Origin of the sequence: Pseudomonas morbosilactucae (assembly GCF_023241715.1) — a bacterium.
Taxonomy (GTDB): Bacteria; Pseudomonadota; Gammaproteobacteria; order Pseudomonadales; family Pseudomonadaceae; genus Aquipseudomonas; species Aquipseudomonas morbosilactucae.
In genome coordinates this window covers 19,681-43,146 of record NZ_JALQCW010000011.1, presented here as the reverse complement: position 1 = coordinate 43,146, position 23,466 = coordinate 19,681, and the positions used below count along the sequence as shown (strand labels likewise).

28 protein-coding genes and 1 pseudogene are annotated in these 23,466 nt (G+C 61.8%); 18 read left to right on the top strand and 11 right to left on the bottom strand.

Annotation, left to right across the window (positions count from 1 at the left end; all coding sequences use genetic code 11):
* Positions 1-1,410: AMP-binding protein (locus M1B34_RS06390; RefSeq protein ID WP_268264695.1), on the top strand; the 1,410-nt coding region annotated here is incomplete at its 5' end.
* Between the two features lie 73 nt (positions 1,411-1,483).
* On the opposite strand, the gene M1B34_RS06385 is transcribed toward M1B34_RS06390, so the two are convergent.
* Complete coding sequence (locus tag M1B34_RS06385; RefSeq protein ID WP_123328535.1) at positions 1,484-1,861, bottom strand: hypothetical protein; 378 nt, start codon at positions 1,859-1,861, stop codon at positions 1,484-1,486.
* Between the two features lie 198 nt (positions 1,862-2,059).
* On the opposite strand from M1B34_RS06385, the gene M1B34_RS06380 reads away from it, so the two are divergent.
* The 3 genes from M1B34_RS06380 to def all read left to right on the top strand — a co-directional run bounded on the left by M1B34_RS06380 (position 2,060) and on the right by def (position 3,911).
* Positions 2,060-2,251: a CsbD family protein gene (locus M1B34_RS06380; protein ID WP_123328534.1), complete on the top strand. Its 192-nt coding sequence runs from the start codon at positions 2,060-2,062 to the stop codon at positions 2,249-2,251.
* Positions 2,252-2,424: 173 nt separating this feature from the next.
* On the top strand, positions 2,425-3,369 hold the full coding sequence (locus tag M1B34_RS06375) for a YihY/virulence factor BrkB family protein (RefSeq protein WP_268264694.1): 945 nt from the start codon (positions 2,425-2,427) through the stop codon (positions 3,367-3,369).
* 2 nt (positions 3,370-3,371) lie between these two features.
* Positions 3,372-3,911 carry a peptide deformylase gene (def, locus tag M1B34_RS06370; RefSeq protein WP_123328532.1) on the top strand — a complete coding sequence of 180 codons (540 nt, stop codon included), beginning with the start codon at positions 3,372-3,374 and terminating at the stop codon, positions 3,909-3,911.
* A 13-nt stretch (positions 3,912-3,924) separates the two neighbouring features.
* On the opposite strand, the gene M1B34_RS06365 is transcribed toward def, so the two are convergent.
* The 3 genes from M1B34_RS06365 to gstA form a co-directional block, all read right to left on the bottom strand.
* Positions 3,925-4,749, bottom strand: coding sequence for a class I SAM-dependent methyltransferase (locus tag M1B34_RS06365; protein WP_268264693.1), 825 nt, complete (start codon positions 4,747-4,749; stop codon positions 3,925-3,927).
* Positions 4,750-4,809: 60 nt separating this feature from the next.
* A complete protein-coding gene (locus tag M1B34_RS06360) occupies positions 4,810-5,247 on the bottom strand; it encodes a GNAT family N-acetyltransferase (RefSeq protein WP_268264692.1) in 438 nt (145 codons plus the stop codon).
* A gap of 275 nt (positions 5,248-5,522) precedes the next feature.
* Complete coding sequence (gstA, locus tag M1B34_RS06355) at positions 5,523-6,125, bottom strand: glutathione transferase GstA (RefSeq protein WP_123328529.1); 603 nt, start codon at positions 6,123-6,125, stop codon at positions 5,523-5,525.
* A 99-nt stretch (positions 6,126-6,224) separates the two neighbouring features.
* On the opposite strand from gstA, the gene M1B34_RS06350 reads away from it, so the two are divergent.
* The 3 genes and pseudogenes from M1B34_RS06350 (at position 6,225) to M1B34_RS33995 (ending at position 8,920) form a co-directional block, all read left to right on the top strand.
* A complete protein-coding gene (locus tag M1B34_RS06350; protein WP_268264691.1) occupies positions 6,225-7,097 on the top strand; it encodes a LysR family transcriptional regulator in 873 nt (290 codons plus the stop codon).
* 503 nt (positions 7,098-7,600) lie between these two features.
* Positions 7,601-8,374 (top strand): annotated as a pseudogene (locus tag M1B34_RS34000) (PAS domain-containing protein); the annotation flags it as partial.
* Between the two features lie 6 nt (positions 8,375-8,380).
* On the top strand, positions 8,381-8,920 hold the full coding sequence (locus M1B34_RS33995) for a methyl-accepting chemotaxis protein (protein ID WP_425273497.1): 540 nt from the start codon (positions 8,381-8,383) through the stop codon (positions 8,918-8,920).
* Between the two features lie 69 nt (positions 8,921-8,989).
* On the opposite strand, the gene M1B34_RS06340 is transcribed toward M1B34_RS33995, so the two are convergent.
* The 3 genes from M1B34_RS06340 to M1B34_RS06330 all read right to left on the bottom strand — a co-directional run bounded on the left by M1B34_RS06340 (position 8,990) and on the right by M1B34_RS06330 (position 10,814).
* Positions 8,990-9,505, bottom strand: coding sequence for a hypothetical protein (locus M1B34_RS06340; protein WP_268264689.1), 516 nt, complete (start codon positions 9,503-9,505; stop codon positions 8,990-8,992).
* Between the two features lie 164 nt (positions 9,506-9,669).
* Positions 9,670-10,299 (bottom strand): glutathione S-transferase family protein, encoded by a 630-nt coding sequence (locus M1B34_RS06335; protein WP_268264688.1) that lies wholly within the window; start codon positions 10,297-10,299, stop codon positions 9,670-9,672.
* A gap of 83 nt (positions 10,300-10,382) precedes the next feature.
* Positions 10,383-10,814 carry a PACE efflux transporter gene (locus M1B34_RS06330; protein ID WP_268264687.1) on the bottom strand — a complete coding sequence of 144 codons (432 nt, stop codon included), beginning with the start codon at positions 10,812-10,814 and terminating at the stop codon, positions 10,383-10,385.
* Positions 10,815-10,946: 132 nt separating this feature from the next.
* Between M1B34_RS06330 and M1B34_RS06325 the strand changes: the two genes are divergently transcribed.
* Positions 10,947-11,858: a LysR family transcriptional regulator gene (locus M1B34_RS06325; RefSeq protein WP_123328524.1), complete on the top strand. Its 912-nt coding sequence runs from the start codon at positions 10,947-10,949 to the stop codon at positions 11,856-11,858.
* Between the two features lie 3 nt (positions 11,859-11,861).
* Here M1B34_RS06325 and M1B34_RS06320 read toward each other — a convergent pair whose 3' ends face one another.
* Positions 11,862-12,791, bottom strand: coding sequence for a LysR family transcriptional regulator (locus M1B34_RS06320; protein ID WP_268264686.1), 930 nt, complete (start codon positions 12,789-12,791; stop codon positions 11,862-11,864).
* A 66-nt stretch (positions 12,792-12,857) separates the two neighbouring features.
* Between M1B34_RS06320 and M1B34_RS06315 the strand changes: the two genes are divergently transcribed.
* Positions 12,858-13,466: a LysE family transporter gene (locus M1B34_RS06315; RefSeq protein WP_268264685.1), complete on the top strand. Its 609-nt coding sequence runs from the start codon at positions 12,858-12,860 to the stop codon at positions 13,464-13,466.
* 6 nt (positions 13,467-13,472) lie between these two features.
* Here the strand turns inward: M1B34_RS06315 and gntR are convergent, their stop codons facing one another.
* The gene (gene gntR / locus M1B34_RS06310) at positions 13,473-14,504 is read right to left on the bottom strand and encodes an HTH-type transcriptional regulator GntR (RefSeq protein ID WP_123328521.1); all 1,032 of its coding nucleotides are present in this window, start codon (positions 14,502-14,504) and stop codon (positions 13,473-13,475) included.
* A 215-nt stretch (positions 14,505-14,719) separates the two neighbouring features.
* On the opposite strand from gntR, the gene M1B34_RS06305 reads away from it, so the two are divergent.
* Positions 14,720-15,253 (top strand): gluconokinase, encoded by a 534-nt coding sequence (locus M1B34_RS06305; RefSeq protein WP_123328520.1) that lies wholly within the window; start codon positions 14,720-14,722, stop codon positions 15,251-15,253.
* Positions 15,254-15,337: 84 nt separating this feature from the next.
* A complete protein-coding gene (locus M1B34_RS06300; protein WP_123328519.1) occupies positions 15,338-16,690 on the top strand; it encodes a GntP family permease in 1,353 nt (450 codons plus the stop codon).
* 103 nt (positions 16,691-16,793) lie between these two features.
* On the opposite strand, the gene alaC is transcribed toward M1B34_RS06300, so the two are convergent.
* Positions 16,794-18,005, bottom strand: a complete 1,212-nt coding sequence (alaC, locus tag M1B34_RS06295) for an alanine transaminase (RefSeq protein WP_123328518.1) — start codon at positions 18,003-18,005, stop codon at positions 16,794-16,796.
* 259 nt (positions 18,006-18,264) lie between these two features.
* On the opposite strand from alaC, the gene M1B34_RS06290 reads away from it, so the two are divergent.
* From M1B34_RS06290 to M1B34_RS06280, 3 genes are all read left to right on the top strand, one after another.
* The gene (locus tag M1B34_RS06290) at positions 18,265-18,927 is read left to right on the top strand and encodes a LysE family translocator (RefSeq protein WP_268264684.1); all 663 of its coding nucleotides are present in this window, start codon (positions 18,265-18,267) and stop codon (positions 18,925-18,927) included.
* A 68-nt stretch (positions 18,928-18,995) separates the two neighbouring features.
* Entirely contained in the window at positions 18,996-19,484 is a 489-nt protein-coding gene (locus tag M1B34_RS06285; RefSeq protein WP_268261705.1) for a GyrI-like domain-containing protein, read from the top strand.
* 111 nt (positions 19,485-19,595) lie between these two features.
* Entirely contained in the window at positions 19,596-20,093 is a 498-nt protein-coding gene (locus M1B34_RS06280) for a GNAT family N-acetyltransferase (RefSeq protein WP_123328515.1), read from the top strand.
* A gap of 54 nt (positions 20,094-20,147) precedes the next feature.
* On the opposite strand, the gene M1B34_RS06275 is transcribed toward M1B34_RS06280, so the two are convergent.
* Complete coding sequence (locus M1B34_RS06275) at positions 20,148-20,633, bottom strand: GNAT family N-acetyltransferase (RefSeq protein ID WP_185039072.1); 486 nt, start codon at positions 20,631-20,633, stop codon at positions 20,148-20,150.
* A gap of 186 nt (positions 20,634-20,819) precedes the next feature.
* Here M1B34_RS06275 and M1B34_RS06270 point away from each other — a divergent pair, with 186 nt between their 5' ends.
* The 4 genes from M1B34_RS06270 (at position 20,820) to M1B34_RS06255 (ending at position 23,429) form a co-directional block, all read left to right on the top strand.
* Positions 20,820-21,254, top strand: a complete 435-nt coding sequence (locus tag M1B34_RS06270) for a YybH family protein (protein ID WP_268264683.1) — start codon at positions 20,820-20,822, stop codon at positions 21,252-21,254.
* Between the two features lie 67 nt (positions 21,255-21,321).
* Complete coding sequence (locus M1B34_RS06265; RefSeq protein ID WP_123328512.1) at positions 21,322-21,666, top strand: YciI family protein; 345 nt, start codon at positions 21,322-21,324, stop codon at positions 21,664-21,666.
* Positions 21,667-21,696: 30 nt separating this feature from the next.
* A complete protein-coding gene (locus M1B34_RS06260) occupies positions 21,697-22,188 on the top strand; it encodes an SRPBCC family protein (RefSeq protein WP_268264682.1) in 492 nt (163 codons plus the stop codon).
* The gene (locus M1B34_RS06255) at positions 22,188-23,429 is read left to right on the top strand and encodes an RNA polymerase sigma factor (RefSeq protein ID WP_123328510.1); all 1,242 of its coding nucleotides are present in this window, start codon (positions 22,188-22,190) and stop codon (positions 23,427-23,429) included. Before M1B34_RS06260 ends, M1B34_RS06255 begins: the two co-directional genes overlap by 1 nt.
* Positions 23,430-23,466 lie beyond the last annotated feature (37 nt).

Here is a 23,466-nt window from a genome sequence, read left to right as displayed (position 1 = left end):
TCGGGTGCCATCCGCGCCGGCCTGATCGTGGTCAACACCAACCCGCTGTACACCGCGCGGGAGATGGAACACCAATTCAACGACTCCGGGGCCAAGGCCCTGGTCTGCCTTGCCAACATGGCCACCTGGCCGAGGCGTGGTGCCAAGACCGGCGTCAAGCATGTGATCGTCACCGAAGTGGCGGACTTGCTGCCGCCGCTCAAGCGCCTGCTGATCAACAGCGTGATCAAGTACGTGAAGAAAATGGTGCCGGCCTACCACCTGCCCCAGGCGATTCGCTTCAACGATGCTTTGAGCAAGGGCCAGGGCCAGCCGGTCAAGGAAGCCAACCCGGCCAGCGGCGATGTTGCCGTGCTGCAATACACCGGCGGCACCACGGGCGTGGCCAAGGGCGCGATGCTGACGCACCGCAACCTGGTGGCCAACATGTTGCAGTGCAAGGCTCTGATGGGTGCCAACCTCAATGAAGGGTGTGAAATCCTCATCACCCCGCTGCCGCTGTACCACATCTATGCCTTCACCTTTCATTGCATGGCGATGATGTTGATCGGCAACCACAACATTCTGATCAGCAACCCGCGTGACCTGCCGGCGATGGTCAAGGAACTGTCGAAGTGGAAGTTCAGCGGTTTTGTCGGCCTCAACACCCTGTTTGTGGCCCTGTGCAACAGCGAAGCGTTTCGCAAGCTGGACTTCTCCGCCTTGAAAGTCACCCTGTCCGGCGGCATGGCCCTGCAACTGGCGGCCGCCGAGCGTTGGAAAGCCGTGACCGGCTGCCCGATCTGCGAAGGCTACGGCATGACCGAAACCAGCCCGGTGGCCACGGTCAACCCGATCCAGAACATCCAGATCGGCACCATCGGCATTCCCGTGCCTTCGACCTTGTGCCGGGTGATCAACGACGCCGGTGAAGAGCAGGCACTGGGTGAGATCGGCGAGCTGTGCGTCAAGGGCCCACAAGTGATGAAGGGCTACTGGCAGCGCCAGGACGCGACCGACGAAGTGCTCAGCGAAGGCTGGTTGAAAACCGGTGATATCGCGCTGATCCAGCCTGATGGCTATATCCGTATCGTCGACCGCAAGAAGGACATGATTCTGGTCTCCGGCTTCAACGTCTATCCCAACGAGCTGGAAGATGTGCTGGCGGCGTTGCCGGGTGTGTTGCAGTGTGCCGCCATCGGCGTGCCGGATGAAAAATCAGGCGAGACCATCAAGATCTTCATCGTGGTCAAGCCGGGCGCGACCCTGACCAAGGAAGAAGTGATGGCGCATATGCGCGCCAATGTCACCGGCTACAAAGTGCCCAAGGCCGTTGAGTTCCGTGATGCGTTGCCGACCACCAACGTCGGCAAGATCCTGCGGCGCGAGCTGCGAGACGAAGAGCTGAAGAAGCTTGGGCTGAAGAAGTAACGTCGCCCTCCAACAAAAAGCCCCGCTCATGCGGGGCTTTTTGTTGGGCGCTGGGGTCGTGGTCCCTGCAGTTTTACTGTTGGAACTGGGCGAAGTTGACGCCGGTGCCGGCCGGGCGGACGTCGGTGAGGAACGAGTCCTTGTCAGCGCTCAGTTCCAGGCTCAGGGCCGCCTTGCGTTTGCCTTCATTGCGTACCACCAGGCCTTCGAGTTTTTCCCGCAGGAACAGGGTCGGCACCTTCAGGTGCAGCAACTGGTCGCTGCTTGGGGTGTGCAGCAGCAGGTGAACCCATTCGTACTGACCGATGGCCAGGCGGGTGACTGGCAGGTCGAACCACCAGATGTTGCGGTTGCGGTTCAACTCCGCGAAGTGGCAGTTGTTGAGCCCCAGCACCGCACCGCCCAGTTCCAGGTTTCTGCGGGCAATGGCCGCCTTTTTATCGAGTTTCATAACATTCCTACGGGATTGGCTCTTCAGTACACGGCCTGAATACGTTGCGCATTCTCAAGGGTTGGCCGGCAAACATAAAGCCCAACCTGTCGTGGGCGACGAAATCGCCGGCTGAAAATAATTGAAACTCTGCGCAACACCCCAGGGTCAGTTTTTAGGTAACGCATTGAACCCATGATTGTTCACCGGAGAAACACCATGAGCAGCGCATCGGATAAAGCAAAAGGTTTGGCCAACGAAGCGATCGGTAACATCAAGCAAGGTGTCGGCAAAGCCACTGACAACACCAAGCTGCAAACCGAAGGCAAGATCCAGGAAAAGAAAGGTGAGGCCCAGCAAACCCTTGGCAAAGCCAAGGACGCGGTCAAGAAAACCGTCGACAAGGCTTGATAGTGTCGAGGGTGTGAATGCAGCACGACGCCATCCTCGGATGGCCGTTTGCATTCAGGCACGGCACTAAAACAGCCGAAATGGTTCAAAGTCGCCAACTGGGCTAATTTGATGTAGAAAACGGCCTCTGAGTCGCCCCCTGACCACGACCTATTGCGGCGAAAGGAGACGCTATGATTTTTCCGGATTTGAAAGGGTTACCCCTGCATCGCGTGCTGGTGCGCACGATCAAGGAGTTTGTCGACGACGAGATGTCCACCTACGCCTCGGCGCTGGCGTACCAGATGCTGTTCTCGTTGTTCCCCTTCATCCTGTTTCTGATTGCCCTGATCGGTTTCCTCCATCTGCCGGATTTCTTTACCTGGCTGCGTCTGCAGTCGGAGCTGGTGTTGCCGCCCCAGGCCCTGGAGCAGGTCAACCCGGTGATCGACCAATTGCAGCAGTCCAAGGGCGGCCTGTTGTCGGTGGGTATCGTGATTGCCTTGTGGACCGCCTCGGCGGGTGTACGGCTGATGATGAGCGCAATGAACGCCGCTTACGATGTGGTCGAGGCGCGGCCGATCTGGAAGCGTTTCCCGCTGTCGATTTTCTACACCATTGGCATCGCCGGGATGTTGCTGGTCGCCGCCGGGCTGATGGTCCTGGGGCCGCAGGTGATGGCCTGGCTGGCAGGGCAGGTCGGGCTGGAAGACTTTATCGTGACGCTCTGGACCGTCCTGCGCTGGCCGCTGATCGTGCTGTTGCTGATGATCGCGGTGGCCTTGATGTATTACGTGATGCCCGATGTGAAGCAGGAATTCCGCTTTATCACCCCGGGTTCGGTGCTGGCGGTGGTGGTGTGGATCATCGCGTCCCTGGGTTTTGGTTATTACGTAAAAACCTTCTCTGACTACAACGCCATGTATGGCAGTATCGGCGCGATCATCGTGCTGTTGCTGTACTTCTACATTTCCGCGGCGGTGCTGCTGCTGGGCGCGGAGATGAACGCGGTGATCGAACACATGTCGGCCGAGGGCAAGAATCCTGGTGAAAAGGACCCCGCCGAGCATGAAACCAAACACCACGTATCGGGACTGGGCCGAGACCACTCGCTCAAGCCGACCACTGACGAAGCCTGAACATGATCCGTGAAATCCTCAAGATGGGTGACGAGCGCCTGTTGCGTATCGCACCACCGGTGCCGCCCGAGATGTTCGACAGCCCGGAGCTGTGGCAACTGATCGACGATATGTTCCAGACCATGGAAAGCGTCGGCGGGGTGGGCCTGGCGGCACCGCAGATCGGCGTCGACCTGCAGTTGGTGATTTTCGGTTTCGAGCACAGCGAGCGTTACCCGGACGCCGAAGCGGTGCCCCAGACTATTCTGATCAACCCCTTGATCACGCCCCTGAGCCCGATCCTGGAAGAAGGCTGGGAAGGCTGTCTCTCGGTGCCGGGGCTGCGGGGGGCGGTGCAGCGTTATGAACACATCCGCTACGAGGGGTTTGATCCCAAGGGCGAGCCCGTGGTGCGAATCGCCTCGGGGTTTCATGCCCGGGTGGTGCAGCACGAGTGCGATCACCTGATCGGCCGCCTCTACCCGTCGCGCATCAGCGACTTCAGCAAGTTCGGCTTTACCGAAGTGCTGTTCCCCGACCTGGACCCCGCTGCCGACGATTGAGCCGGCGACGCGCTCAAGCCCCGGGCTTGATAAAGCGCAGGGTCATGCGATCCGACTCCCCGATGGCCTGGAACCTGGCCTTGTCCTGTTCCCCGAGCTTGAACGCCGGGGGCAGGGTCCAGACACCGTCGGGGTAGTCCTTGGTGTCTTTGGAGTTGGCATTGATCTCGCTTTGCCCGTCGAGGACAAAGCCTGCGTCGGTGGCCAGTTTCACCACGTACGCGGTGGTCAGGTAGCCGCTGTGCTTGATGTCTTCCAGGGACGCACCGTCCTTGGCCCGGTGATCCACCACACCCAACACGCCCCCTGGCTTGAGGACCTTGAAGAACGCCTGGAACAGGTTGGGCGCGGTGTCGGCCAGCACCCAGTTGTGCACATTGCGAAAGGTCAGGACTCGATCGGCCGAGCCGGGCGGGCCGAGTACCGGGGCCTTGGGATCGAATTCGACGAACGCAGCCTCGCCGTAGCGGGCCGGGTCGGCGGCGAACTTCTGGCGCAGGCCGTCGGCGGATTTTTTGTAATAGTCACCGCTGGCCGGCGCTTGCACGGCGGCAATGTACTGCCCTTGCCGCTTGAGCAGCGGCGCCAGCAACTCGCTGTACCAACCGCTGCCAGGGGTGATTTCGATCAGCCGCTGGTTAGCCTGCAGGCCAAAAAACTCCAGGGTCTGTTGGGGGTGGCGATAGACGTCCCGGTCGCTGTTGCCGGGGGCGCGCCAGGAACCGGCGAGGACTTTGGCGTATTCCTGGCGGGTCAGGGCCGGGGCAGATTCGCTGGCTTGAGACACATTGCTCAGCATAAGGGCACTGATGGACAGCGCCAGAAGCATGGGTTTCATGGATCATCCTGATAAGTCACGAAGTGCCGGCGAGGCTAGCACGGGCCTGGCGTGGGCCGATCAGCCAATATCTTTGGTGCTTCTAACCAACGGTTCTATACCCATGGCCACCAGGCTTTTACTGCGGCTGTAGCGGGCCAGTCGGTCGGCCAGGGCCTGGGGTAAACAGGGGGAGGTGGAAAACCCCATACGTTGATACAGCGCTTGCAAGTCCGGGTGGCAGAACAGCCACACCGGTCCTTCGAGCGGGCCGAGGGCCTGTGCCACCAGTCGCTCGGCAAGTCGCCGGCCACGGTGTTGCGGGGCGACGAACAGGCCTGTCAGCCAATGCCCCTGGGCGACGGCTGTCAGGCTCATGCCGGCCAGCAGTTCATCGCGCCTGGCCACCCACAGTTGCCCCTCGCCGGAAGCGCGCATGGGTGAGCCGTGCTGGCGGTAGAACTTGTTCAGCAGCGGGCGCTCAAGGTCGGTCAGCCGGGCGATGTTCAGGTGAGGCATGGTCGTTCCGGGTTGGGCAGCGGGGGCGGCGGATTATAAAGGAACCCCCAGGCGCCATAGGTGGTATACCTGACGTCTATCCCGCATCAGTGGAGTGAGCATCATGTCCAAAGGTATGAATTCCAAGAAAGCCGCGAAAAAGAAACCGGCCAAGACCGCCGATGAAAAGCGCGCCGACAAGAAAGCCAAGAAAGTCGAAGTGAATGTCTTCGGTCATTGATCGCTCCCTCCGAAGCCCGCTTGGCGGGCTTCCTCTTTTCTCTCCCCGAATCAAATCAGCTCAGCTCCAGGACCAAGGCCTCCTGCACTGAGCGCCGTTCACCAATCCGCACCTGAAAGCGCTCCAGCCCGGGCCATTGCTGCAAGTCGATGGCAAAGCCCTCGGTCCAGCGCAGCACGCTGAACAGATAGGCATCCGCCACTCCGAAACTTCCCCCTAGCAGGTAGTCCTGGCGCACCAGGGTCTGGTCAAGCAAGGCGAAGCGCTTGAACAGCCGTTCGCGGAACAGGGCTTTGACGGCGTCATCAATCGCCGTGCTGAACAGCCAGGCCATGCCCCCATGCACTTCGCTGCTGATGAAGTTCAGCATCTCTTGCAGACGCACCCGCTCCCAACTGCCATTGGCCGGGGCCAGGCCAGCCTTGGGCTGCAGGTCCGCCAGGTATTGCAGGATCGCTGGGCCCTCGGTCAGCACCTGTCCGTTGTCCAGTTCCAGGGCGGCGACGTAACCCTTGGGGTTGATGGCCAGGAAGTCCCGGCCATCGGCGGTGAGTTTGCTGCGGTTATCGACGCGCACGGGATCAAAGGCCAGCCCCAGTTCGCGCAGCACGATATGGGGCGCCAGCGAGCAGGCTTGGGGGGCGTAATACAGCTTCATCGGCAAGGTTCCTGATAAGGGTGCGCGCCAGTGTCCGGGCGGCCATTGTCCTGGGTAAAATTAATCTTTCAGAAAACTGCCATAAGGACAGCTACTGGCATGATGAACCTGATGCATTGGCGGCTGCTGGTGGCGATCGCCGACAGCGGCAATATCACCCGCGCCGCCGAGCGGGTCGGCATGACCCAGTCCGGGGCCAGCCAGGCTTTGGCGCTGCTGGAAGACATGCTGGAGGTGCAGCTGTTCAGCCGGGAAAACCGGCAAACCCTGCCCACCGCCATCGGCCTGCAGGTGATTGAACAGGCCCGGTTGATGCTCGGCGCGTTGGAGAACATTCGCAGTCGTGTGGAAAACAGTCGGGAGATCCAGCGTGGCACCTTGCGCCTGGCCAGTTTTCCCATGGTCCTGGCGGCGTTTCTGCCGCCGTTGCTGCGGCGCTTCAAGCAGCTTTATCCGGGCATTCAAGTGGTGGCCCTGGAGGTCAGCGACGACGAAGTGGAAGCCTTGCTCAGCGCTCAACTGGTGGACCTGGGCGTGGTCCTCAACCCCGCGCCGGTGCGTAACGCCGGGTTGTTGGGGCGCGACACCTGGGTCGCGGTGTTGCCCCAGGGCCATCCTTTGGCCCGGCGGGCCGGTGACGGTGCGGTGCCCTTGGCGGAGTTGGTGGCCCAGCCGTTTGTGCTGGCCACGGGCGGCTGTTCGGTGAATGCCCGCAGCCTGGCGGCAGACGCCGGCTTGTGCTTGGCGGATGTGCGGGTTGAAGTGCGCGACTGGAGCAGTGCCTTCACCTTGGTGCGGGAGCAGGTGGGTGTCAGCCTGGTCCCTGAGATGACCTTGCCGGACAGCCGCCAGGGCCTGCGCATCCTGCCCCTGGCCGAGCCGCTGCATCGTGAGTTCGGGCTGGTGGCGGCCCCAGGCCGTGAGGCCTCACCGGCGGTGCGGGCGCTGCTGGAGATGTTGGCGCAAGCCTGAGTCAGTTCGCGCTGGCATAGGCCAGTGGACCTCGGCGGTGCGAGCCTTGCTGAGGGTTTAAATAATGGCTGATTAATGGCCTTGCATAGCAACCATGGCTGGCTATGCTCATTTGTGTCCGTTTATGTAGCCGATTATTTGAACAGTAAAATAAGGTCAGCTAGTTGCTGCTTGCTGTTCAAGAGGGTTATCCAAAAACCGTTAAGGACAGGTTGAACATCTCTGAAGAGTTCGCCACTCAAGGCGCCGTGATGATAAGGGAGTTGTTGCTTAAATGGACTTACTTGCCCCAGTTAGGTTGAACCGGCTAACGGTTCGTCAAGAAAAGGATGGCTTGATAAGAGCGTTGCATTATGGACTCTCCCATTAATCATCATTTATCACCTGACACTTTCTCCTTATTGGAGAGAGGCGCTTGCCATGTTTCATGGAACGTTGTGTGGATCAGTTGAAAGACTCGGAACTTCCGTCAATCAAAAGACAGCGTTGAAGGTGATACAACCATGTTCAATCTACATCACAAGGCTGACCTGCTTGAGATCGAGCGATTTACCTGTGCCCTGACCGAGGCCAATGCCAAGTTACTGGCCATCAGCCGTTCCATGGCACTGATCGAATTCTCGCCCGATGGCATCGTGCTGGATGCCAATGACAACTTCTGTAAGACCATGGGGTATTCCGTCGAGGAGTTGCGTGGCAAGCACCACCGGATTTTCTGCGAAGAGGCGTTTTACCGCAGTGAGGCCTACAGCACCCTGTGGCGTGACCTGGCCCGTGGCGAACCCCTCAGCGGTACCTTTCTGCGTTTGGGCAAGAGCGGCCAGGAGATCTGGCTCGAAGCCAGCTACATGCCGGTGTTCGGCCCCGATCGTCAGGTCCGGAGTGTGATCAAGGTGGCCGCGGATGTGTCTGAGCGCATCCATATCGAACATGAAAACCAAAGCCTGTTGAATGCCATTGGCCGTTCCATGGCAGTGATCGAATTCACGCCCGAAGGCAAGGTCATCAGCGCCAACGACAACTTCCTCAAGACCATGGGCTACGCCCTCAATGAAATCGTTGGCCAGCACCACAGCATGTTCTGCCACCGCGCCGAAGCGGAGTCCGCAGAATACCGAGCGTTCTGGGCCTCCCTCAATCGTGGCGAATACCACTCCCACCGCTTCGAGCGAGAAAACAAATACGGCCAGACGGTGTTCCTCGAGGCCTCCTACAACCCCCTGTTCGATGCCAAGGGGCGCTTGTACAAGGTGGTCAAGTTCGCCAGCGATATCACCCAGCAGATGACCACCTTGCAGAGCGCCGCCGAGTCCGCCCACAGCACCTCGGTGCAGAACGATGCCTGCGCCCAGAAGGGCTCGCAGGTGGTGCAGCAGACGGTGCAGATCATCGAGCAAATCTCCCGCGACCTGAACGAGGCGGCGGTCAGTATTGATGCGGTGAGTAAGCAGTCGGACATCATCGGCAGCATTGTCCAGACCATCCGCAGCATCGCTGACCAGACCAATCTGTTGGCCCTTAACGCCGCCATCGAGGCGGCCCGGGCCGGTGAGCAAGGTCGTGGATTTGCCGTGGTGGCCGATGAGGTGCGCAGCCTGGCGGCGCGGACCAGCCAGGCGACCCTGGAGATCGTCGATGTGGTGCGCCGGAACCACGACCTGTCCCTGAGTGCGGTGACCAGCATGCAGTCGAGCCTGAGCCGCACCGGGCTGGGGGTGGAGCTGGCCAATGAGGCGGGGGAGGTGATCCTGGAGATTCAGCAGGGCTCACGGCACGTGGTGGAAGCCATCGCCCAGTTCAACTCCACCCTGCAGTTGCAATAATTCGGCTGCGTCAGTTTGGCCTAAAAAAAAGGGTTCCCAGTGGGAACCCTTTTTGGCCTGCGCCAGCTATTACAGCGAAGCGAGGAACTTGTCTTCAAGCTGGGCGCCGGTGCTGCTGGTGCCGTTATCTTTGTCGGCTTGCGCCAGCTTCATCTTGTCTTCCATGCGCTCGGCAATCTGCTTGCCGATGGCCAGTTGCTGCTCTGGCGACATGGATTGCAGGCTTTCCTCGGTAATCCCCAATTCCTTGAGGATCTGGTCGCGCATCCGCTGTTCAGGGGACTTGCTCATGTACTCCTTGAACTCGGCGGTGGCGGAGGCATCCGTGGCCGTGGTGGCTTCCGGCGTGCTGGTGGCCGGCGGCGTGGCTTGCAGCAACACGCGAGTCTTGGCGAACGCCGCTTCGACGTTATCGTCCACGGTGCTGCTGGCCTTTTGCACGGCCTGGGACGCTTGGAACGTCGCCGCATTCTGTACGTTTTGCATCAAGCCGCTGTAGATAGCGCTGGCGGCTGCGGTAGTCGGGTCCATATCGGAGCGCTGGCTTTTCTGCACCGCGGAGGACGTTTGGGCGTTGACCAACATGATTGGGCACCTGTCTGTGAGAGCTGTCCCGGGATAGTCAGCAAGTTCCGTGCCGTTGTATGGCGGCCTTTAATATCAATGACTTGGCTCAAGAGCCCTGCAAGTGCCTGCCTGCAAGCGGAGAGGTTTTGCCGCTTTCAGGCAAGCGCTATGGGGGCAGGGGCTCAAGGAATGCCGTTGCACCCATGCAGAACGAAGCCTGGGCGTTCGCTGAGGCGCTGGTAGTAGGCGGCAACGGCGGGGTAATCCGGGTGCTCCATGGGCGTCATCTGCCAACGATGCACCGACAGCCCGAGCACGATGTCGGCCAGGGTCAGTTCCTCGCCGAGCACGAAGGCGCCGCTGCGGCTCAACTGTTGTTCCAGGATCGCCATCTTGCTGTTCCAGCCCTGAAGGCCGGCGGCAATGCGTTGAGGGTCCTGAAACTCCGGGTTTTGCCGCACCAGAGCGACAAAGGCGTAGCTCCAGGACGGATTGAGCTCCGTGGCCTGCCAATCCATCCACTGTTCCACCAGGGCCCTGGCCCGTGGTGCTTGCGGCAACAGGCGCTGGCCCGGGGTCTTGTTGGCCAGGTAGCGGCAGATGCTGTTGGATTCCCACAGCACGCCGGCTTCGTCAATCAGCACCGGCACCTGGGCATTGGGGTTGAGTTCGAGAAAGGCCGCGGCCTGGGTGGACTGGAAACCGCTGCCCCAGTCTTCGCGTTGGTAGGCAAGCCCCAGTTCCTCACAGGTCCACAGAACTTTCCTGACGTTGATCGATGACGCTTTACCGAGAACCTTGAGATGTTCCATGACGCATCCTTGGCGGTATTGGAGGGCCTGGAGAATCTAACAGCGCGGTTGCGCTTCGGCGATGGGGACTTTGCCCGTTTTCTTCAGGCCGGGTCCGGCAGTGCCGAAGCCGGAAGGCCGAAGACCCGGTCGAACAACCAATTGAAGGCGAAGGTGTAGCAGGGGATGAACAGGATCAGTGCCAGGTCGAGGAGAAAGGCTTGCAGCAGGCTGATGTCCATCCACCAGGCAATCAGCGGAATCAGGAACATGATCAGCGTCAACTGGAAGCCGACGGCATGGGCGATGCGCCGCTTGACCGTGCGGGTGCGCGAGACCTGGCGGCTTTCCCAGCGCTCGAACAAGGTGGTGTAGATGAAGTTCCAGGTCACCGCGATGCTGGTGATGGCCACGGCCAAGGGGCCGGTGCTGCTGGGGGAGGTGCCCGAAAGCAGGGCCAGGCCCAGGGCCGAGAAGGTCATGCCGAAGACCTCGAACAACGACACGTACACCAGTTTGCGCTTTACGCCTTGCATGCCTGCTTCCTCTTTGCGAATACGGCTGGCCAGTTCGATTAGCATCGAGACTGGCGCGGGGCGCAGAAGATAGCTTCACTATGGCTGACAGAAAAAGTCGGTAGCTTTCAGTTTTACTGATAGGTTGTTCCCATGAATTTTTCCAGTGACAGCATTCAGTTATTCCTTGCCGTGCTTGAACGCGGCTCCTTTTCCGCCGCCGCCCGTTCCCTGGGCAAGGTGCCTTCGGCGGTGAGCATGGGTATTGCCAACCTGGAGGCGGAGTTGGGCTATGCGCTGTTCGATCGCAGCCATCGCGAGCCGGTGCCCACGGCGCTGGCCCTGGCTCTGGCGCCCCATGCGCGGTTGATCGCCGACCAACTCAAGCAGCTTCAGGTGCATGCCATCGAACTGTCCCTGGGGCTGGAAAGCAAGCTGTCGATCGCAGTGGTGGATGACATCGACAAACAGCGGGTACTGGCGGCCATCAAGTTGATTGCCGAGCGTTATCCGTTGCTCGACGTGGAGGTGCTCAGCGCCCCCCAGGATGACGTGCTGCAACTGCTGCACAGTGGTCGGGTCAGCGTGGCCGTGGCCTTTGCCGGTCTGAGCGTGAATGCCTTGGAGTACTTCCAGTACATCGGCAGCGAGCGAGTGATTGCCTGCCTCTCGCCCCGGCACCCCGTGTTTCTGGCCAGCGATGGTTCGCTGTTCCTGGAGGAGTTGATCCGGGTTCGCCAGGTGGTGGTGGCCAGCCGCGACCTGCCCATCAGCGATACCCGGCCTCTGGTGGGCGAGTCGCTGTGGCGCACCGACAGCCTGGCCATGGCGGTGCACATGGTGGAAGCGGGGATTGGCTGGGGCAATTTCCCCTTGTCGGTGATCCAGCCGTGGCTGGACGCCGGGCGCCTGCAACGGCTGCACTTCAAAAACATCGAGAACGGCCTGCAGTTGCCGGTGCATGCGGTGTGGCTGAAGAACCAGCCGTTGCAGAAGGGCGCCTTGGCGTTGGTGCAGTTACTCAGTGGCGAGGACCCGGCACTGGGTGCGCCACCCGCGCTATAGGGCTTAGGCCAGGGCCTGCTTGCGTAACCAGAGCAGTAGTTGCCCGGCTGCCGAGTCATCGCTTATCGCCTGCGGCGACAGCAGGTAGTAGGCACTGCCGTCGGCGACGAAATCGAAAGGCGCGCACAACAGCCCGCTGGCCAGATCGTCCCGCACCAGTTGCCAGGGCGCGATGGCCAGCCCCAATCCCGCCACCGCAGCTTGCAGGCTGAAGTAGAAGTGTTCGAAAACCTGTTCCTGTTGCACCGGGCTGCAAGGTCGTTGTTGGATCTGGAACCACTGCTCCCAGGCCTGCCGGCGCGTGGCGCTGTGCAGGCGCGGTGCCTGGCTGGCCAATTGTCGCTGGCCCTGTTCCAGCGGCGCCCATTGAGCCTGCTGCTGCGGTCGGCACACCGGGCCTATGGCTTCGTCGAACAGCCAATGCGCCTGGGTGTCGCTGCTCCAGGCAAAGTCGTTGCGGCGGATCGCCAGGTCGATCCCGGCATTGAACGAGAAGGGCCCGCCGCCCGCCACCAGTTGGATCGACAGCCCTGGGTGGCAGGCATGGAAATCCGCCATGCGCGGGATCAGCCAGCGCATCAGCAGGGTGGGTTCGCAGGACAGCACCAGCGGCGCCTCGGGGCTGGGTGCCCGCAAGCGACTGGCGGTGCTTTCGATCAGGTCCAGGGCCTGGGTCACGCTGTGCAGCAAGTCGGCACCGGCCGGGGTCAGAAATACCCGGTGACTGCGGCGTTCGAACAGAGCGATGCCCAGGTCTTCCTCCAACGCGCGCACGGCGCGGCTGATGGCGCCGTGGGTCAGGTGCAGGGCGGCGCCGGCCTGGGTAAAGCTTTCCAGGCGCGCCGCCGCTTCGAAGCAGCGCAAGGCACTGAGGGGCGGCAGGCGTCGTCGCAATATCTGTGAGTTTTTATCACCGAGAGTGTCAGTTTTCATCGTTGGCTGTCCCCATGCCGATCCCCATACAGTAGCGCCTGATTCTATAACCAAGGCGCATGCAACGTGACCGAACTGTTAGCCGTAATCACCATCACCGTCCTCGCGGTACTCAGCCCCGGGGCCGATTTTGCCCTGGTCACGCGCAACAGCCTGATGCTTTCGCGCCGCCATGGGGTGCTCACAGCCCTGGGGATCGGGCTCGGAGTCATGGTGCATATCGGCTACAGCCTGTTGGGTGTGGGTGTGCTGCTGCAGCAATCGCTGCTGTGGTTCACCGGGCTGAAGATCGCCGGGGCCATGTACCTGATCTACCTGGGGGTCAAGCTGTTGCGCTGTCCGGCGCAAGGCGGGGCGGAGGTGGCGAAGGCCGCGACCGAGATGTCGTCCTGGGCGGCCTTGCGCAGCGGCGTCCTGACCAACGCGCTGAATCCCAAGACCATGATTTTTGTCCTCAGCCTGTTTATGCAGGTGATCGAGCCAGGCACGGCATGGCCGGTGCAGGTTGGCTATGGGGCGATCATCGTCTTGGCCCACGTGCTGTGGTTCGGCTTGGTGGCGCTGTTTTTTTCGACACCGGCGATCGCCAGCCAGTTGGTGGCGTACAAGCGCCGTATCGATCAGTTGTTCGTGGGTTTTGGGTTGTTGCTCAGTGCCTTGAGCCTGAAGCCCTGAGGCGGCTCAGGTGCTCTCCCGCACCTTCAGCTCAAAGCCCATGTCTACCACTGGCTCGGCCACGGCATTGCCGGCCATCAGGGTCAGCATCTGTTCCGCGGCGCGGCGGCCAATGGCTTCGCGCGGGGTGCTGATGCTGCTCAGGCGCGGCACCATGTGGGCCGAGGAGGGCAGGTCGTTGAAGCCCAGCACCGCCACCTGTTCGGGGATCTTGATACCGCTGCGCATGGCTTCCAGCAGGGCGCCGTGTGCCAGGTCGTCGTTGCCGAAGAAGATCGCGTCGACCTGGGGCTGGCTGTGCAGCAATTGCAGGAACAGCTCGCCGCCCAGGCCCACGGACGACGGGCGTGGGGTCAGCACTTCGAGGTCGGGGTTGTAGAGCCCCGCCTGTTGCAGGGTTCGGCGGAAGCCTTCGCCACGCAGCAGGGTGCGCTGGTCCAGTTGGGCGCCGATGTAGGCCAGGTGCTTGCGCCCACGGGAGATCAGGTGCCGGGCAGCGGTTTCGCCGGCGCTCAGTTGGGAGAAACCGACGCAGTTCAGGCCCGCGCCGGCGTCCAGTTCCATCATGTACACGCAGGGGATGTTGCTGGTCTCGATCATCCGCCGGGCGCTTTCGGTGCGATCGAAACCGGTCAGCAGCAAACCCCGCGGCTGATAGGCCATGTAGTTGCGCAGCAGGTTTTCTTCTTCATCACGGGAATAGTGATAGTTGCCGATCAGCACTTCGAAGCCCTTGGGACGCAGCACCTGATGGATGGCTTCCAGGGTTTCGATAAACAGCAGGTTGGACAGCGACGGCACCAGCACCACCACCGATTGGCTCTGAGCCGAGGCCAGGGCGCGGGCGGCGGGGTTGACCACGTAGTTGAGCTCGCGGGCGGCCTGCTGGACCTTTTCCACCAGTTCGGTGGCCACGCTGCTGATACCGCGCAGGGCTCGGGACGCAGTGATCGGACTCACGCCTGCCAGGCGCGCCACCTCATTGAGGGTGGGGCGGCCAGTGGTGCGCGTGTTTTTATCGTTTTTGTGGGTGGTCATCAGACGGCTTGCCAAACAAAATTCAAGTCACTAAGGTAGCGCTGTCTCAAAACAGCTGCAATGCGTGAGCGCGGTCTGCCTGATCTGCGCTCTTTGGTTTCGGGGCCTATATACGCGGCAACCCACAAAAATGACAAGAAGGCGTCGGCAGAAACTATTTTTGCACTAGGCTTTCACAGAGCGAAGGTAGCGCTGTCTGCGCGCTGAGGTGTTACATGAGTCAATCCATCACGGCCCTGGTCATCATGGGCGTTGCCGGTTGCGGCAAGTCCAGCGTCAGCGAAGCCCTATGCCAGCGCAGCGGCGCCACAGCCATTGAAGGCGATACGTTCCACCCTGCCGCCAATATCGCCAAGATGAGTGCCGGTATTCCCCTGAACGACGACGACCGCGCCGGCTGGCTCGACAGCCTGTGCGATGAACTGCGTCGCGCCCTGGCTGCCGGCCAGCGTCCGGTGCTGACCTGTTCGGCGCTCAAGCACCAGTACCGCGAGCGCTTGCGCAGCGCCACGCCGGGCCTGGGCTTTGTTTTCCTCGAATTGACCCCTGAAGTGGCGGCTGACCGCGTGGCTCACAGGCCCGGGCATTTCATGCCGTCGACCTTGATCGACAGTCAATTCGCGACCCTTGAATCCCCCGTTGGCGAACCGCGCACCCTGGCCCTGGATGCCAGCACCCTGAGCGTCGCCAGCCTGGCTGAGCGGGCCCATGCCTGGTGGCTGGAACACGGCCTGGAACCATCACGTTAAGTGCTGGTTCGAAAAGGTAGCGCTATCCCAATCGGCTCACGTTTTTAACGCTTTAATAAAAACAACAAACCGGAGGCAAACCCCATGTTTGGCATGTCCCAAGAGACCTATCTGCTGGTGGATGCAGTGGTCACCATCATCGGGCTGATCGTGCTGATCACCCGTTTCAAGCTGCACCCCTTTATTGCCCTGACCATCGCCGCGGGTTTCCTCGGCCTGACGTCGGGCATGCCGGTGGACAAGATCATCAAGGCGTTCCAGGACGGCTTTGGCGGCGTGCTCGGTTTTGTCGGCATCATCCTGGCCCTGGGCACCATGCTCGGGAAAATGATGGCCGAGTCGGGCGGGGCGGATCAGATTGCCCAGACCCTGATCCGTGCCTTCGGCAAGGAGCGGGTGCAGTGGGCAATGATGTTCGCCGCCTTCCTGGTGGGCATTCCGCTGTTCTTCGAAATCGGCTTTGTCCTGCTGATCCCGCTGGTGTTCATCGTTGCACGGCGTACCGGCGTGTCGCTGATCAAGATCGGTATCCCGTTGCTCGCCGGCCTGTCGGCGGTTCACGGCCTGGTGCCTCCGCACCCGGGTCCGTTGCTGGCCATCGGCGTGTTTGGTGCCGATATCGGCAAGACCATTCTGTACGGTCTGATTGTGGCGTTGCCGACGGCGATCATTGCCGGTCCGATCTACGGCACCTTCATCTCCAAGTACATCCCGGGCAACCCGTCCCAGGAATTGGTCGACCAGTTGGCGCGTGAAAATACCTCGCAGAACCTGCCGAGCTTCAGCGTGACTTTGCTGACGGTGTTGCTGCCGGTGTTCCTGATGCTGCTCAAGACGTTCGCCGACGTGGCGCTGCCGGACGGGCATTTCTTCCGCATCTGGATGGACATGATCGGCCACCCGATCAGTGCCTTGCTGCTGGCTTTGCTGCTGTCGCTCTACACCTTCGGCTACAAGCAGGGCATCGGCTCCAAGCAGATTCTCGGCTTGCTCGACGCCAGCCTGGCGCCGACGGCGGCGATCATCCTGATCATCGGTGCCGGCGGTGGCTTCAAGCAGATGCTGGTGACCAGTGGCGTAGGTGACGTGATCGGCCATATGGCGGTTAACGCGCAAATCTCGCCGATCCTCCTGGCGTGGCTGGTGGCGGCGGTGATTCGCATCGCCACCGGTTCGGCCACCGTGGCGACCATCACGGGCGCGGGCATCGTGGTGCCGGTGGTGGGGATGATCCCCGGGGTCAACCGTGAGCTGCTGGTGCTGGCCACCGGCGCCGGCTCGTTGATCTTGTCCCACGTCAACGACGCCGGGTTCTGGCTGGTGAAGCAGTACTTCAACATGACCGTGGCCGAGACCTTCAAGACCTGGACAGCGATGGAAACCATCCTGTCGGTGGTGGGCCTGATCTTTATCCTGCTGTTGTCGTTGGTGGTTTAAACGGCTTCGCCGGCAAGCCGGCTCCTACAAAGTGGGGGCCAGTTGGTGAAACAGGGGCACAAAAAAACCGCATCGCTGCGGTTTTTTTGTGGCTGAAGGGTTATCAGCTTTTCTGCACCAGGCCATCGGCGCGGAACATGCCGCGAATACCGCGGACGGCCTGACGAATCCGGTCCTGGTTCTCGATCAGCGCAAAGCGCACATGATCGTCGCCGTACTCACCGAAACCCACCCCTGGCGAGACGCAGACCTTGGCTTCGGCCAGCAGCTTCTTGGCGAACTCCAGGGAGCCCAAGTGCGCGTAGGCCTCGGGAATCTTGGCCCAGACGTACATCGAGGCTTTCGGGTTCTCGACCATCCAGCCCAGCTCGTGCAAGCCCTTGACCAGCACATTGCGGCGCTGGCGGTATTGCTCGGCAATGTCCTTGACGCACTGTTGGTCGCCTTCAAGTGCGGCGATGGCTGCTACCTGCAGCGGGGTGAAGGTGCCGTAGTCGTGGTAGCTCTTGATCCGCGCCAGGGCGTTGACCAGCTCCGGGTTGCCGACCATGAAGCCGATGCGCCAGCCGGCCATGTTGTAGCTCTTGGACAGGGTGAAGAACTCCACCGCGATGTCCTTGGCCCCGGGCACCTGCATGATCGACGGGGCTTTCCAGCCGTCGTAGACGATGTCGGCGTAGGCCAGGTCGTGGACCACCAGCACGTCGTACTGCTTGGCCAGGGCAATCACCCGTTCGAAGAAATCCAGCTCCACGCATTGGGCGGTGGGGTTGGACGGGAAGCCGAGGATCATCATCTTCGGCTTGGGGATCGAGCCGCGAATGGCCCGCTCCAGCTCGGCGAAGAAGTCCACACCGGGCACCAGTGGCACCGAGCGCACCTGGGCGCCGGCAATCACCGCACCGTAGATGTGAATCGGGTAGCTGGGGTTGGGCACCAGCACGGTATCGCCCTGGTCCAGGGTCGCCAGCATCAAATGCGCCAGGCCTTCCTTGGAGCCGATGGTGACGATGGCTTCGCTTTCCGGGTCGATGTCGACCTCGTAGCGGTCCTTGTACCAACGGGAAATAGCGCGGCGCAGACGCGGAATGCCTTTGGAGGTGGAGTAGCCGTGGGTGTCTTCACGCTGAGCGACGGTGACCATTTTCTCCACGATATGGGGAGGTGTGGCGCCGTCCGGGTTACCCATGCTCAAGTCGATGATGTCTTCGCCGCGCCGACGCGCAGCCATCTTCAGCTCGGCAGTGATATTGAACACGTAAGGGGGGAGTCGATCGATGCGCGCAAAGCGGCGCGGCGAACCTTGTTCGGCCATTGTTGCCTCGAGAGTACGTAAGCGCCCGGAACCGTCCGAGCGACGTTGGCCACTGCGGTGGCCTGCGGCGCTGAAGATAAGGGCGCTGGCCGGCGCTTGTCCAGAGGGCGAGAAAAAATAGTTCAGGGGCGGGGCGGGCGTTTTCCCGGGTATTTGCGAGTGCGCCGGTTTTGCCGCTATAACGTGCACGCTTCTTGCCTGACTCAGCAGCGCTCCATGACGGGGCACTCTCGAACAACCGCATCAAACAGGATCAATCATGGAGTTTACCAGCGGCTTTTTGCTGAGCCTTTCGTTGTGCCTGGACATCGGCGTGGCCAATATCGCGATGATCACCCTGGCCATGCAGCGTGGCTATTTCCAAGGCTTCTGCCTGGGCCTGGGCACCTGTGTCGGCGATCTGATCTACGCCGTGCTGGCCCTGGCCGGCATGACCGTGCTGCTGCAATACGAAAGCGTGCGCTGGGTGCTCTGGGTCGGCGGTTCGGCGTTGCTGGTGTACTTCGCGGCGAAGATGATCTACGCCGCCATCCATCACAGCTCGGTGCTGGTCGAGGCCGGTGAGGTGGACAACGGGTCGCCACGCAAAGAGTTTTTTCGCGGGATTTTCCTCGCCATGTCATCGCCTACCGCGATCCTCTGGTTCGCCGCCGTGGGCGGGACCTTGATTGCCCGATCCGGGGGCGGCGGGGTGGCCAGTTCCGGCTTGTTCCTGGCCGGGTTCTTCTGCGCCGGGCTGGTCTGGACCATGGGCTTGTGCCTGGCTGCGACCCAGGGCGGCAAGCTTCTGGGGGATAAATTGCTGCGCTACTCTTACCTGGCATCGGCGGCGATCTTCTGCTATTTCGCGGTCTACGTGATCCTTTCGGGTTACCAGGAATTTATCGTGGGGGCCGCCTCGGCCGAACTGCCAGGGCTTTGACGGGGGATTTCGGGTTTGCTTTCTATACTGGATGCCGAACCCGTTTTTCACTGCCAGGAGTGGTTTTCATGGATGACCTAAAACAGGGCGTCGCCCTGCAGCCGCGCTTCGAAAAGGAGCGTTTTTTATTGGTTGCCGGCTTTGGCCAGCGTTTTACCCAGGACACTTCCGGGGCGATTCCTGAGCTCTGGGAGCGCTTTGTGCCCCACATCGGCAAGGTCCCGAGCCAGGTGGGCGAGGTGACCTACGGCGTCTGCTGCAACACCGACCAGCAGGGCGGGTTCGACTACATCGCTGGGGTGGAAATCAGCAAGCTCGATGACCTGCCGGAGCGTTATCGCTGGGTCGAGGTGCAACCGCAGCAGTACGCGGTGTTCGAGCACCAGGGGCCACTCCACGGGTTGCCCCAGACCTTTCAATACATCTGGAACACTTGGCTGCCACAGTCAGGCCGCACGGCGGCGGATGCACCGGGGTTCGAGCGCTACAGCGCCGATTTCAATCCGCGCACCGGGGCGGGCGTGCTGGAAATCTGGGTGCCTCTCAACGCCGCCTAATGGCCACCCTGACGGGCGCATGCGGGCGTCCGCCAGGGGCTGAGTGATCGATAAGACGGGGCGATTGCTCTATGATTGCGGCTCTTTTTTCTACGCAGCCCCGTGTTCGCCATGACCTCATTCCCCGTTGTTATCCGCCAGGTCCAGCCCACTGACCTGGACCGTTGCTTTGCCATTGAAACCCAGGCCTATGAAGGCGACGAAGCGGCTACCCGGGAAAAGATCGCGATCCGTATCGCCACCTGGCCCCAGGGTTTTATCGTTGCAGAGGCATCGGGCGTAGTGGCCGGTTTTATCAACGCCGGCGCGGCGTTCGAGGTGGCCATGGCCGATGAGGCCTTTAAGGAGCTGATCGGCCATGACCCGGCAGGACCCAACGTGGTGATCATGTCCGTGGTGGTGCACCCGGACTTCCAGGGGCGCGGCGTGGCCAAGCAGTTGATGCAGGCGTTCATCCAACGCATGACCGAGATGGGCAAGTCGAGCATCCACCTGATGTGCAAGGAGCGCCACGTGCCGCTCTACCAAGGCTTCGGTTTTGTCTACATCAAGGCCTCGGATTCGGACCATGGCGGCATGGCCTGGCACGAGATGCTCCTGCAGTTGTAACGCCCGCTCCAGACGGGGCTTGGCCGTCGCGCGAGCCCGGCCCCGGTCGTTGATTCAGAACCTCAGCGCCATCCGCCGTTCGTAACCGATGCGGCCTCGGTAGGCTTCGCCGCTGTCGATCCAGCCTTGTTGCCGGTAGAGGTTGAGGGCGGCCTGATTACCGGCATCCACCGACAGCATCAGGCTGTTGATCTCTGGCCAGGTTTGGCGCGCGGCGGCGGGCAGGGCGTGCAGGAAGGCCTTGCCGTAACCCCGCCCCTGGAACCTGTGGTCCACCTGCAAGGCGTGCAGCGTGGCGCTGTCGGCGTCGGCCCAGGCTGGCAGGCAGGGCGGGCGCCTGAGCAGCAGGAAGGCCACGGGGTATTCCTCGGCCAGCAGGGCAAAGCCCTTGATCCCCGGCCCGCGTGCGTTCAGCAGGGTGTAGAGCGCGGAGTCGATGTCCCCGGAAAACGCCTTTTGCTGTGGCAGCACTTCCAGGGCCTGCAGTTGTTCGCGCTGCTGCTCGTTGAGCTGTTCATAGGCGACGAGTCGAGTGCTCACAAGGGGGCTCCATGGCCGGGCAAAGTAGGCGGCGATTCTAGCGATTTGCCCGGCGCCTGAATTATTTTTCTGTGGCCTGTCGATTAACCGGTTCGCCAGACGACTAAGGGTGTCTGGAGGTTTCTGGCGCTGTCCGAAAAGGCCGCGCCTGGAGCTTCTACCGTTCACTCAGTCGGGAGATTCGCCATGCACAGTCATGCCACAGACGCGCAGATCCGCACCTTGATCGACGCCTGGCAATACGCAGTGATTGCCAAGGATATCGAACAGATCGTCAGCTATTACGCCGATGACATCACCTCTTTCGACGCCGTCGGCGCCTTGCAATTCAAGGGCAAGGCGGCCTACCGGGCGCACTGGCAAGAATGCATGAAGGTCTGCCCCGGCCCGGGCATCTTCGAGTTCCATGAATTGCATGTGGTGTCCGCCGAGGACAGCGCCTTTGCCCATTGGCTGGCCCGCTGCGGCGGCACTGACGAACAGGGTGAAACCAAGGCCTGCTGGATGCGCGTGACCGCCGGTTACCAGCGCCTGCAAGGCGAGTGGAAAGTGGTGCATGAACACTGGTCGGCGCCCTTCGATATGCAGAGCGGCACGGTGCTGTTCGACCTCGAACCCTGATCGTCGGGTGGTTCGCCAAAGTCCGAAACAGCAGCCATAGTGGATCAGCCTTTGCCGGGAGAACCTCATGAAATATCTCTGCCTTGTGTACAGCGACGAGCAGTTGCTGCACAGCTTGCCCGAGAGTCCCAAGGATGCCGAATGCCTGGCCTACGCCGAGGCGGTGCAAGGCAGCGGCCGCATGCTTGCGGCCCAGGCCCTGGAGTCGGTGCAGACCGCCACCACGGTGCGTATGCGCGGCGGCAAGCTGTCGATCACCGACGGTCCGTTCGCCGAAACCAAGGAGCAATTGGCCGGCTTCTACCTGATTGAAGCCCGTGACCTGAACGCTGCCATCCAGGTGGCCGGGAATATTCCGGCGGCCCGGGTCGGCAGCGTCGAGGTCCGCCCCGTTCGTGAATTGAATCCCTGATAACACCCCTAAAAGAACAGGAGTTTCGCGATGAGCCACGACCTGTCGGGCCGCTCGCCCGCCCCCTTTGAACTGTCCATCAGCCGCCTGATCGATGCACCGCGTAATCGCGTATTCCGCGCCTGGACCGAGCCGCACCTGCTGGCCCAATGGTGGGGGCCCCACGGCATGACCACCCCGGAATGCGAAATGGACCTCTGGATCGGCGGCCAGTTTCGCACCCTGATGCGCGCGCCCGATGGCAGCGAGTACCCGACCATGGGCGTGTTTCTGGAGATCGTCGCGCCGTCGCGGCTGGTCTTCACCGACGCCTACCTGCCGGGATGGATCCCGTCCGCCAAGCCGTTCATGACCGCGCAAGTGACCTTTGAGGAACAGGACGGCCAGACCCTGTACACCGCCCGGGCCATGCACTGGTCCGCGGAGGACCGCCAGGCCCACGAAGCCATGGGTTTTCATGAGGGCTGGGGGCAGAGCCTGGAGCGCCTGGTGGCCCTGGTCACCCAAGGGATGAAGGACTGATGCCGACGCCGCCGGGCGCAACCGTCCCAACCCGGGTGGAGACGGTTTACCGCACGGAGTCGCGGCGGGTTCTGGCGACCCTGATTCGCCTGCTGGGGGATTTCGATTTGGCGGAAGAGGCCTTGCACGAGGCCTTTTTTGTCGCCGTGGAGCGTTGGCAACGCGATGGCGTACCGGACAACCCGCGAGCCTGGCTGGTGTCCACCGGGCGTTTCAAGGCCATCGACGGCCTGCGCCGCCGCGCCCGTTTTGCCGCGTCCCAGGCCTTGCTGGCCAGCCAGTTGGAAGAACTGGAACAGGCGGACTGGAGTGGCGAAGAGGTGGAAGACGATCGCTTGCGCTTGATTTTTACCTGTTGCCACCCGGCGTTGGCGGCGGACGCCCAGGTGCCGCTAACCCTGCGGGAAATCTGTGACCTGACCACCGAGGAAATCGCCCGGGCCTTTCTGGTGAGCCCGGCCACCATCGCCCAGCGCATCGTGCGCGCCAAGGCCAAGATTCGCGATGCCGGTATTCCCTATCAGGTGCCGTCCATGGCCGAGCTGCCCGAGCGCCTGGAGAGTGTGCTACGGGTGATTTACCTGGTGTTCAACGAGGGTTACTCGGCGTCCATGGGCAGTGAGCTGACCCGCGATGAACTGACCCGCGAGGCCATTCGCCTGGGGCGCTTGCTGATGGAGTTGCTGCCGGAGCCCGAAGTCATGGGGCTGCTGGCCCTGATGCTGCTGCATGAGTCACGACGCCAGGCGCGGGTTTCGGCCAGCGGTGAGCTGATCCTGCTGGATGAGCAGGACCGTTCGCTGTGGAATGCCGAGGCGATGGCCGAGGGGTGTGCGCTGGTCGAACGGGCCTTGAGCTATCGACGTAGCGGGCCCTATTGCCTGCAGGCGGCCATTGCCGCGGTACACGCCGAGGCGAGCAGTGCGCAGGCCACCGACTGGGAGCAGATTGTCGGCCTGTATGACGTGCTGTTGCGGCGGGTGCCCTCGCCGGTGATCGAACTCAACCGGGCCGCAGCCATTGCCCAGCGCGACGGGCCTTTGGCGGGGCTGGAGCGGGTGGAGGCGATTTTGCAGCGCGGGGATCTGCAGGATTACCACCTGGCCCACTCGGCCCGTGCCGAGTTTTGCCGGCAGCTAGGCCAGGTGGAGCAGGCACGGGCGTCGTATGAGCGCGCGCTGGCCTTGACCCAGCAACTGCCCGAACGGCGCTTTATCGAGCGCCGCCTCCAGCAGCTTTAAGTGCTGGCAGTCGGGTGCTGGTGACCGTTGGAGCGCG

Bases quoted from the DNA above. Each gene is read 5' to 3' on its own strand.
- M1B34_RS06385 (WP_123328535.1), bottom strand. From the start codon at position 1,861: ATGAAACTCGATAAAAAGGCGGCCATTGCCCGCAGAAACCTGGAACTG.
- M1B34_RS06380 (WP_123328534.1), top strand. From the start codon at position 2,060: ATGAGCAGCGCATCGGATAAAGCAAAAGGTTTGGCCAACGAAGCGATC.
- M1B34_RS06375 (WP_268264694.1), top strand. From the start codon at position 2,425: ATGATTTTTCCGGATTTGAAAGGGTTACCCCTGCATCGCGTGCTGGTG.
- def (WP_123328532.1), top strand. From the start codon at position 3,372: ATGATCCGTGAAATCCTCAAGATGGGTGACGAGCGCCTGTTGCGTATC.
- M1B34_RS06365 (WP_268264693.1), bottom strand. From the start codon at position 4,749: ATGAAACCCATGCTTCTGGCGCTGTCCATCAGTGCCCTTATGCTGAGC.
- M1B34_RS06360 (WP_268264692.1), bottom strand. From the start codon at position 5,247: ATGCCTCACCTGAACATCGCCCGGCTGACCGACCTTGAGCGCCCGCTG.
- gstA (WP_123328529.1), bottom strand. From the start codon at position 6,125: ATGAAGCTGTATTACGCCCCCCAAGCCTGCTCGCTGGCGCCCCATATC.
- M1B34_RS06350 (WP_268264691.1), top strand. From the start codon at position 6,225: ATGATGAACCTGATGCATTGGCGGCTGCTGGTGGCGATCGCCGACAGC.
- M1B34_RS33995 (WP_425273497.1), top strand. From the start codon at position 8,381: ATGACCACCTTGCAGAGCGCCGCCGAGTCCGCCCACAGCACCTCGGTG.
- M1B34_RS06340 (WP_268264689.1), bottom strand. From the start codon at position 9,505: ATGTTGGTCAACGCCCAAACGTCCTCCGCGGTGCAGAAAAGCCAGCGC.
- M1B34_RS06335 (WP_268264688.1), bottom strand. From the start codon at position 10,299: ATGGAACATCTCAAGGTTCTCGGTAAAGCGTCATCGATCAACGTCAGG.
- M1B34_RS06330 (WP_268264687.1), bottom strand. From the start codon at position 10,814: ATGCAAGGCGTAAAGCGCAAACTGGTGTACGTGTCGTTGTTCGAGGTC.
- M1B34_RS06325 (WP_123328524.1), top strand. From the start codon at position 10,947: ATGAATTTTTCCAGTGACAGCATTCAGTTATTCCTTGCCGTGCTTGAA.
- M1B34_RS06320 (WP_268264686.1), bottom strand. From the start codon at position 12,791: ATGAAAACTGACACTCTCGGTGATAAAAACTCACAGATATTGCGACGA.
- gntR (WP_123328521.1), bottom strand. From the start codon at position 14,504: ATGACCACCCACAAAAACGATAAAAACACGCGCACCACTGGCCGCCCC.
- M1B34_RS06305 (WP_123328520.1), top strand. From the start codon at position 14,720: ATGAGTCAATCCATCACGGCCCTGGTCATCATGGGCGTTGCCGGTTGC.
- M1B34_RS06300 (WP_123328519.1), top strand. From the start codon at position 15,338: ATGTTTGGCATGTCCCAAGAGACCTATCTGCTGGTGGATGCAGTGGTC.
- alaC (WP_123328518.1), bottom strand. From the start codon at position 18,005: ATGGCCGAACAAGGTTCGCCGCGCCGCTTTGCGCGCATCGATCGACTC.
- M1B34_RS06290 (WP_268264684.1), top strand. From the start codon at position 18,265: ATGGAGTTTACCAGCGGCTTTTTGCTGAGCCTTTCGTTGTGCCTGGAC.
- M1B34_RS06285 (WP_268261705.1), top strand. From the start codon at position 18,996: ATGGATGACCTAAAACAGGGCGTCGCCCTGCAGCCGCGCTTCGAAAAG.
- M1B34_RS06280 (WP_123328515.1), top strand. From the start codon at position 19,596: ATGACCTCATTCCCCGTTGTTATCCGCCAGGTCCAGCCCACTGACCTG.
- M1B34_RS06270 (WP_268264683.1), top strand. From the start codon at position 20,820: ATGCACAGTCATGCCACAGACGCGCAGATCCGCACCTTGATCGACGCC.
- M1B34_RS06265 (WP_123328512.1), top strand. From the start codon at position 21,322: ATGAAATATCTCTGCCTTGTGTACAGCGACGAGCAGTTGCTGCACAGC.
- M1B34_RS06260 (WP_268264682.1), top strand. From the start codon at position 21,697: ATGAGCCACGACCTGTCGGGCCGCTCGCCCGCCCCCTTTGAACTGTCC.
- M1B34_RS06255 (WP_123328510.1), top strand. From the start codon at position 22,188: ATGCCGACGCCGCCGGGCGCAACCGTCCCAACCCGGGTGGAGACGGTT.